The sequence below is a fragment of the Mesorhizobium metallidurans STM 2683 genome (assembly GCF_000350085.1).
In the GTDB taxonomy this organism is placed as follows: Bacteria; Pseudomonadota; Alphaproteobacteria; order Rhizobiales; family Rhizobiaceae; genus Mesorhizobium; species Mesorhizobium metallidurans.
This window is the reverse complement of sequence record NZ_CAUM01000167.1, coordinates 1-7471: the sequence shown is the minus strand read 5'-3', so window position 1 is coordinate 7471 and position 7471 is coordinate 1. Positions and strand designations below refer to the sequence as shown.

The 7471-nt window shown below is 58.0% G+C and carries 5 protein-coding genes and 2 pseudogenes; 5 read left to right on the top strand and 2 right to left on the bottom strand.

Going from position 1 to position 7471, the window contains the following annotated elements; all coding sequences use genetic code 11:
* Positions 1-362: 362 nt before the first annotated feature.
* Positions 363-817 (top strand): annotated as a pseudogene (locus MESS2_RS31720) (transposase); the annotation flags it as partial.
* 583 nt (positions 818-1400) lie between these two features.
* On the opposite strand, the gene MESS2_RS28495 reads toward MESS2_RS31720, so the two are convergent.
* Complete coding sequence (locus MESS2_RS28495; RefSeq protein ID WP_040594218.1) at positions 1401-2618, bottom strand: ATP-grasp domain-containing protein; 1218 nt, start codon at positions 2616-2618, stop codon at positions 1401-1403.
* A 205-nt stretch (positions 2619-2823) separates the two neighbouring features.
* A pseudogene (locus tag MESS2_RS33665) lies at positions 2824-3137 on the bottom strand (IS3 family transposase); the annotation flags it as partial.
* A gap of 668 nt (positions 3138-3805) precedes the next feature.
* Here MESS2_RS33665 and MESS2_RS28485 point away from each other — a divergent pair.
* The 4 genes from MESS2_RS28485 (at position 3806) to MESS2_RS28475 (ending at position 7219) form a co-directional block, all read left to right on the top strand.
* Positions 3806-5179 carry a Y4yA family PLP-dependent enzyme gene (locus tag MESS2_RS28485; protein ID WP_008878103.1) on the top strand — a complete coding sequence of 458 codons (1374 nt, stop codon included), beginning with the start codon at positions 3806-3808 and terminating at the stop codon, positions 5177-5179.
* A complete protein-coding gene (locus MESS2_RS28480) occupies positions 5180-6190 on the top strand; it encodes a cysteine synthase family protein (protein WP_008878102.1) in 1011 nt (336 codons plus the stop codon).
* Entirely contained in the window at positions 6178-6330 is a 153-nt protein-coding gene (locus MESS2_RS32540; protein ID WP_157357880.1) for a hypothetical protein, read from the top strand. Before MESS2_RS28480 ends, MESS2_RS32540 begins: the two co-directional genes overlap by 13 nt.
* 433 nt (positions 6331-6763) lie before the next feature.
* On the top strand, positions 6764-7219 hold the full coding sequence (locus MESS2_RS28475; protein ID WP_008878100.1) for a GNAT family N-acetyltransferase: 456 nt from the start codon (positions 6764-6766) through the stop codon (positions 7217-7219).
* Positions 7220-7471 lie beyond the last annotated feature (252 nt).

The following is a 7471-nucleotide window of genomic DNA, read 5'->3' as shown; positions in this document are numbered from 1 at the left end:
AGTGGTCTCGATCTGTGAGGTTGCCGTTTCTGTAATGGGATCGGAGATCGACTTGTTTCTGGACTCGACCTTAGGCTTGATCCGGAGCGCCTCAACGTTTCGAGGTAATCAACGGTGCTGACGGCCGGCGTGAGTGGTCGGTGGATGACAAAGCGCGGATCATCGCGGAGACGCTGGAGCCGAACGCATTGCATTTCCGAGGGTGCCCGCCGTTATGGCTTGAGGCCGCAGCAGGTGTTCGCCCGGCGTCGTGAAGCGCCGCTTCGGCGCAGCAGGATTCTTCTACCTTCGTGCCGGCGATTGTGGCGGGGCCGCAGCGAAGCGCCCCGGCTGACGCGCATCGCGCTGCCGTCGATCTCAAGCTTAATGGGGACGGTCGGCGCGAGGTGCTGGGCATGGAAATTGGCACCTCGGAGGCTGAGCCGATCTGGACGGAGTTCCTGCGCAAGCTGAGACGTCGCGGCCTGCGCGGCGTCAAGCTCGTCGTCTCGAACGCGCACGAAAGTCTTCAATAGCGCCGTCACCAAAGTTCTGTCGGCAACATGGCAGGGCTGCCGCGTCCACTTCAATGAGGAACGTGCTGGCCCATGCCGGCAAGAGTGGGCGCAGGGTCGTCTTAGCCTTCATCGCCACCGCTTTCGCCCAGGAGGCGTCCGAGCCCGCGTCCGTACAATAACGCGCCGTCGCCGAGCAGATCCGCCCGAAGGTGCCGAAGCTGGCGACAATCTTGGACGACGCCGAGCCCGACGTGCTGGCCTACATGCCTTTCCCGAAGGAGCAGCGCGCCAAGCTCCACTCGACGGATGACATCGACAAGGGTGATTAGGTTTTTCGACTCTTGTTCGTCTCTTTGTTCGGCGCAGGTGAGCTGTTTCTTCGGCTTACGGATTTCCCTTGCGAGCGTGTCGAGACGCTGTCAAGGCTGGCCGGTGCGATGGCGCCACGGCCGGCTGCGAGGTATCCAGACCACGTCTTGACGGCGTCGAGCACGGCGCCAGTCTGGAGCGGACCGAGGCGTCGGTCGTGCCGCCAACATTCCTTGTGCTATATTTGTCCCGCACAGACGACCACGCGGCAAGAGTGGTGCGAGGGGATGAGAGTGCCGCCGCGCCGCCGTTATGGTCGTTCCTCGTTTGTGGCGTCCGTGCGCCGCTTCGGTCCCCGTGACCGCCAATCCCGAACCATCAGAACAGTGCGACCACCAACTCGGGAGGTCTTCAAACTTGGCGCGTCAGTCGTGACGCAGCGCTCATAGTCACTAGCTTGGGCGAACAGCAGCCTCTTGATCCTGTTGATGCGCTCCACCCGCTTTGCGATCAGCGTCTTGTACTCCGGTAGATTCGGCTGCAGAGCCGGCCGCATGGAGCAGCCCCGCCGCGCCGCAGGGCCGCAGAATGTGCCTATTCGCTAGTATCACTGATTGACCAGCTGACTAGGTCGACGGCACGTTTGAGTATCGCCTTGGTCTGACCATGACTGGACGAAGCAGCGATGACGTGTCCAATACAGTCTCGGGAATCGCCTTTCCTGACGATCGACGTTTTCGGTTTGACGTAAAATTTGACTTCCGCGATACCTGGCACGGCAGCCGCTCGGCTAGTGCCGCCGATCCAATCGAGGATGCCATCGCGGTCAGGAACTAGGATCCGCGCGGCTGCGGTGTACGAACGCTTTTTGTGCAAATCACATTCATCGCCGATGGCAAGCTTGATGTGCTGGGTAATCAAATCCAGTCCGTAAGCCAGCTGAATTAGTTGGGGATCGGGCGCGCCAGCAAGACGTGGATTGACTTCAATGACGACCGGGCCACGCTTAGTCCACCGCAGTTCTATGTTCGTTGGGCCCCAGCCAAGGCGGAGAGCTTGCAAACAGCTCAGCGACACATTGATCATCCGCCTATTCTCGTCATCAGTCAGCAGGGCCGGAAAGGTGCACTCACGAAAGACGAAATGGGGTGGAGGATTTAACTCAGCGGATTGAATTGCAATTACATCCCTTCCCATGATGTGAACGGCAAAATATGGGCCCTTTTCGAATTCTTCAACCAGTATCCTAGGCGAAGACTGCCAAATATGCTTCCCGCCCAACAGATAGGTTGTGTGTTCGGCAACCTCATCGACGTTGCGGCACAACCGGACCCCCATGCTGCCACTGCCTACAACTGGCTTAAGAACCACCGGAAGGCCGATCTCCGCAGCTGAGCGTTCCACCTCCGCTGCACTCGCGGCCAAACGATAAGCAGGAATTGGAACGTTGGCCTCTGCGAGGAGCTGACGTTGAATGAATTTGTCGCAACATCGTTCAATTGATCCGGGGTTCGGTCCCGGTAGATCGAAATGTCGGCAGAGCTTGCCTACTGTCGCATAGAATGCCCCCCTGGCGGACGTAATACCACCAATGTCATAGGTCGGACGTAACCGGCAACATTCGTGGATCAGTGCATCGAGATCGTCTGTATCGACACGGATTGCCTCAATTCCTTCCGCCGCAAGGTAGTCGTACTGAGCTGGATCAGCCGCCAGGACAATTGGATGAAGACCAAGACGCTGGGCCGCTTGGACGTATAGGAGACAGAAAGTACGATGGCCTTCAACTATGATGAGCGCTCTTCTTGCCATAAACTGTAAACTCCGACATTGTGTACTGTGCGGCGGTCAAAACGTAAATCGGCATCAGTTTTTGTTAGCCGTGCGTGACCTCAGACTTCGCCGTGAAAGTACCATTGTCAGCGATTTGCGTTCATTTAGTTTGTGTAAATTTATTGTAAAAAGCAGGTTCGCTCCATCAACTTTGTGTCTCGAGCCGGCGTACTGGATTTCCGGAGACCCGTGTGGCGCAGATGTCCTTGATCCGAGCTTCGATGCCGCGGGACTTATAGTGATAAGTCGACCGACTCCGGAATCTGGCACGCCCGCCGAATCGACACGGTCCACTCATCACACATCTCCGCCAGCAACTCGTGTTTGCGACCACGCCTCACAGTTCTCGGCGAATGACGTCCTGCAGCATCTCCTTGTCCAAGCAGAGATCGGCCACCAGCTTCCTGAGCTTGCCGTTCTCGTCCTCAAGCTGCTTCAGCCGCGTCATCTCGGTCGGCGGCACTCCGTCGTATTTCTTCTCCAGTTGAAGTACGGCGCTGGCCGATCCCGCCCGACAGATCCAGACGAAGATGGTGCACGAGACAGTTCGACAAGCGCCTTCTGCTGCCGAAGTTCCTGCTGGCTTGCCCAAAGCGCCTCTTCGACGTGCCGCCCGTCGCTCACGCCCACGCAAGTAAATACGACAGCGTCGATTTTGTCGTCGCCACTCCGGTAGGTTCGCAGACGGATTACACAAATGGTCCAGTCGGCTGTAGATCTCCCTCCGGACCGCGGCGAGATCTGCCAGGCACCGTCCGTCCTTGATGCGGAAGCGGCACGGACCCTCCGCCTTCAATCCCTCCTATCGTTAAAAGATCAGTTCGCGGTTATCTCCGCCTGAATTGCGTCATATGGGAGTTTGTGCCGCGGCGATTCAGAAAAATGTAACAGTAATAATTTAATATAGCCTTCATAATCTTTAACAGGAATAGAGTTGCAAAATAGTCGCCGGGGATTATAGTTAACGTGCCGGACATTTACTGCGATGCAATGAAAGGAAATGTTCTCATGGCTGAATGGCACATCCACTATGGCGGCCGCAGCGTCATGATTTGCTACTATAACGCGTGTCGACAAGTTTCCCGGGGGCAGCCGATGATCCATGCTGGATTGGTTTCGCGCATCCGGGCATTTGCCCTGAGCATGGTCGCGCCAAGGGCACGGTCATGATGCTGCATTGCCACAAGGTCGGCGCGGGCCTGCTTCCGATTCTGCGGCCGATGACGGTTGAACTCTTGGCCGACAGGGGGTGGCTTCTTGCAGAATGGGTCGCGCGATATGGCTCGCCGCTCAATCTGATCTGGCCTGATGAGCTGAAAAAAAATCTCGCGGCACTGATTGGCGTATTCACAGAAAGCGGTGTGGCGCATGCGGTTTATTACGGAGCGAAAGTCAACAAGTCGCCGGGACTGATTGAGACGGCGCTCCGCGCCGGCGCCGGTATTGACGTCTCGAGCCTTTACGAGTTGCGCGACGCCAGGCGGCTTGGCGCCGATGGCGCACGGCTTGTGGCGACAGGCCCGGCAAAGACGGCGGGATTCCATAGCGAGCTCGTTGGCTGCAACGCTCTGATATCGGTGGATTCGCCGGAAGAGTTGGACGACCTCGTTAACTGCTTGCCGGCGAACGGGGTGGTCCAGCCGCTCCTGCTTCGGTTGCTGCCAACGGGACAAGCCATGAGTCGCTTCGGCATGCCGGCGGAGGCGATCAGGCATTGTCTGTCGCGCATTGCCGGCGAAGGCAGGCTGCGCTTCGACGGGTTGCATTTCCACGTAAGCGGCTATCGCTGGGATTCCCGCGCGGCAGCGTTGAGGGAAGCTGCCAGCTTGATTGCCGAAAGCCGGGCAAGGGGATTTGCTCCACGCATGATCGACATCGGCGGCGGGCTGCCAGTTCAGTATGTCGATCATCTGGCCTATCAGGCGCATCTGAAGGCACAGGTCCCCGAGGACTACCGGACCGGAAAAGTCCCGGGCTCCTTCTACCCCTATGGCGGAGCGCTTTCGGCGGCCGACTGGCTGCGCCAGTTCTTGCATGCGTCGATGCCCAAGGGCTGCAGCATCGCCGGGTATTTTGCGGATGAGGGATTGGTGTTGGGAATTGAGCCGGGGCGTGCATTGGCAGATCAGACGGCCATTTCCATCTTCCGGGTCTCAAGAGTGAAGGCCCTCAGTTCTGACACTTGCGTCATTTTTGTCGAAGGCAGCAGTTTTGGCGCCTGCGAAACCTGGTTCGCATCCGAATTCCTGGTCGACCCCATCCTGGTGCCCGCCACACCGCCGTCCGCCATGTCAAAACCCATGCGAGGCTATCTGGCCGGCCATAGCTGCCTGGACGAGGATGTGCTCTGCAATCGATGGCTCACATTTCCCATGGCCCCGCGAGCGGGAGATCTTCTGGTCTACGCCAACACAGGCGGTTACCAGATGGACCTTCTTGAAAACGAATTCCATCGCCACCCGATGCCGAGCCGCCTGTGCGTGGTTCAGGATGCGAATGGGCAGCCAGCACTCGTCCCCGACACAATTGGAGAGGCATAAATGCTCTGCACGACCACAACCCAGTTGATCGGCCAGACACCGGTCATGTCGATCGCCGTGCCCGACCGCGACACCACGCTGGTGCTGAAGATCGAGAAGAACAATCCCGGCGGATCGATGAAGGATCGCATGGCGCGCAGCATGGTGCTTGCCGCGCTCGAGGACGGGCGCCTTTCCCCGGGCGGCACGATTGTCGAATCGTCGTCCGGTAACACCGGTATTGGGCTGGCGCTGTCCGCATTGGAGTTCGGCCTGCGCTTCATCGCCGTGGTCGATCATCACGCCGCGCCGGACAAGATCCGCATGATGCGCGCGCTCGGCGCCGAGATCCGCTATGTCGAAGGCGATTTCCGAGAGGACGAAGTTGCGGTTGTCGAGCGGCAACGTCTTGCCGCGCAGCTTGGCGCGCAGCTCCCCGGGGCGCTGTTCATGAATCAATCCGACAATCCGGCGAACCCGGAAGGTTATGCCGGGTTCGTCGACGAGCTTATGGCGCAGCTCCCGAACGGCATCGACGCCTTTGTCGGCTGTGTCGGCACCGGCGGTTCGATGACGGGGATCGCTCAGCGCCTCAAGCGCCACAACCCTGCCGTGCGCACAATCGCGGTCGAGCCGGCCGGTTCGATCGTCTTCGGCAAGCCCGGACATCCCTATTACCAGTCGGGAACCGGAACGCCGGCAGGTGATAAAGTCGGCAAGGTGCTCGATTATGGTTGCATCGATGAGGGGGTACAGGTCACCGACACCCAAGCCTTCGAGACAGCGCGCTATATCGCCCGGCGCAAGGGTCTGCTGGTGGGTGGTTCCAGCGGCGGCACCATCTACAAGGCGCTGGAGTTCATTGCCGCAGGCAAGTTGTTCGGCACGGTCGTCACGCCGGTAGCCGACGGCGGCGAAAAATATCTCGGTTCGGTTTTCGACGGTGATTGGATGGCAAAGCGCGGCTTGCTCGATCCAGCAATCACCGCGCAGTTGGATGCGTGGCTGGCCGCAAAGGCATGCGCAGCATGAAGGTGACGACCTGCGGCGCCGGCCGCACCGGGCATTTGAAGGCAGTGCTCTTCAAGCAGCGTCCATGCATCGTCGTTTCCGTCTTTATCGCCTCTGCCCGGTTGCCGAACGATGGGCAAGCCGGCGACGATGTCTGGTAGGCACATACGCTGGTCACGATGCCAGATTCCTTGCTCGAGTGACTCTTTCGTTACAGGTCACCGTCGGGCAGGCAATCGTGCTACCAAATGGTCCCGGGTCGCTTCTGCAAGCCAGCATTCACCTGATCGCGCCAGATGGCGGTATTAGTTAACCTCTTTGTCACGCAGGTCAGGAATTTGGCTTCGTACCACCAGGCGAATTGGTTTGAGTCTGCACCCGGAAAAATGCCACGTCGCTCGCGATGAGGTGTGCACGAAAGCGGAGAAGCGATCGAGATCGTGCCAAAACCGCAGTCTTCTTTCCACAGACTGGAAGGGCGAATGCACCGTTTACGAGACATACATGATCCTATGAATTAGCGTTGTGCCCATTTTCCGGAGCAAAATTCCCTAACGCGGATCAGAAGCTGATTCGGTCAGCAAAGGATGTACAATGCGATTTAGAAAAATGGTCCCCGCTGATAGACCTGTCGTGGAATCGCTCAGTGTGAACGAATTCCAATCCGCTTTTGTTGAACCGATCAGTGAAACTTTAGCAACAACAGTCAGCCAGCGTGAGAACTATGTCATGGACGAGGAAGGGCGAGTTGTCGGATTCTTCCAAATTGATTCGACCTCAGGTACTCAATCCGTTGACAACTGTTTGGAACTACACGAGTTCATGATTGGTCGTTCCCATCAAGGCAAGGGATATGGTCGCCGATTTGCGGAGGCCCTGCCCGAATTCCTGAAAAGCGCGTATCCGACGTGGACCGGCGTTTGCCTGACCGTCAATTGTAAAAATGCTGCCGCCAAGAGGCTATATGAACTTGCCGGCTTTGTCGAAACTGGCAATGTGAAAGCGGAGGGCGGTTCTGGGCCTCAATTCATAATGTGTAGAGTCATATAGGCTCCCCTCCGACGCTCAGTGGCAAGAGCTGTAATCGATTTTTACACATTGGGACGGTGCGGTCATGTGTCGGCCTTACGCGGGTCAGATTGTTGTGGCGGCCACTGCGTTCGTCTGTCGGTGCCCGCCGTAATCGTCAGTGGGGCGGGACACCAATAAGTCCCACCTTTATTCAAGTGCCCAGATGATGGTCCGTCGGTTGTGAAGAATTCGGAAGCCGTTGCTATCGCATAGAAATCGTCGGCTTTGCTG

What these genes read in the sequence shown, in the direction of transcription:
- MESS2_RS28495 (WP_040594218.1), bottom strand. Translation starts at nt 2,618, where the DNA reads ATGGCAAGAAGAGCGCTCATCATAGTTGAAGGCCATCGTACTTTCTGT.
- MESS2_RS28485 (WP_008878103.1), top strand. Translation starts at nt 3,806, where the DNA reads ATGATGCTGCATTGCCACAAGGTCGGCGCGGGCCTGCTTCCGATTCTG.
- MESS2_RS28480 (WP_008878102.1), top strand. Translation starts at nt 5,180, where the DNA reads ATGCTCTGCACGACCACAACCCAGTTGATCGGCCAGACACCGGTCATG.
- MESS2_RS32540 (WP_157357880.1), top strand. Translation starts at nt 6,178, where the DNA reads ATGCGCAGCATGAAGGTGACGACCTGCGGCGCCGGCCGCACCGGGCAT.
- MESS2_RS28475 (WP_008878100.1), top strand. Translation starts at nt 6,764, where the DNA reads ATGCGATTTAGAAAAATGGTCCCCGCTGATAGACCTGTCGTGGAATCG.